Origin of the sequence: Modestobacter marinus (genome assembly GCF_019799945.1) — a bacterium.
Taxonomy (GTDB): domain Bacteria; phylum Actinomycetota; class Actinomycetes; order Mycobacteriales; family Geodermatophilaceae; genus Modestobacter; species Modestobacter marinus_B.
On sequence record NZ_JABGCH010000226.1, the window covers coordinates 1 to 517 of the forward strand.

1 protein-coding gene is annotated in these 517 nt (G+C 42.0%); it reads left to right on the plus strand.

The window, feature by feature from the left end; genetic code table 11:
- Positions 1–165: 165 nt before the first annotated feature.
- The coding region (locus HK417_RS24710) for a retrotransposon gag domain-containing protein (RefSeq protein WP_261327710.1) at positions 166–517 on the plus strand (352 nt) is incomplete at its 3' end.

Here is a 517-nt window from a genome sequence, read left to right on the forward strand (position 1 = left end):
TGGATTAGGAATCTAAGAATTGTTTTAGCTGCGGATAAAATTGACTATGTCATTAAGTCTTCCCGCCCTAATGCTCTACCTGAAGGGGCATCGAAAGAGGAACGAGACACTTACAACAAGTGGCTCGAGGATGATGTGCAGGCAAGATGTTATATCATGGCATCTATGACCAATGAGCTCCAAAGGCAACATGAGGTCATAGATACTTCGCATGCAATCATCACCCATCTTAAGGAGCTTTATGAGTCACAGAACAGGGTTGTAAGGTACAACACTGTTGGTGAGCTATTTGCTTGTAAGATGGTGGAAGGAACATCTGTGAACGAGCATTGTCTAAAGATGATCCGGAATATCCATGCCCTTCATGATCTAGGTGTGGATATCTCTTCTGAAATGGGGACTGATATTCTGCTTCACTCACTTCCTGCGAGTTACAAACAGTTCATCATGAATTTTCACATGTCTGATGTGAATGATAAAGTCTCACTGACCGATTTGATGAATATGTTGGTGACTA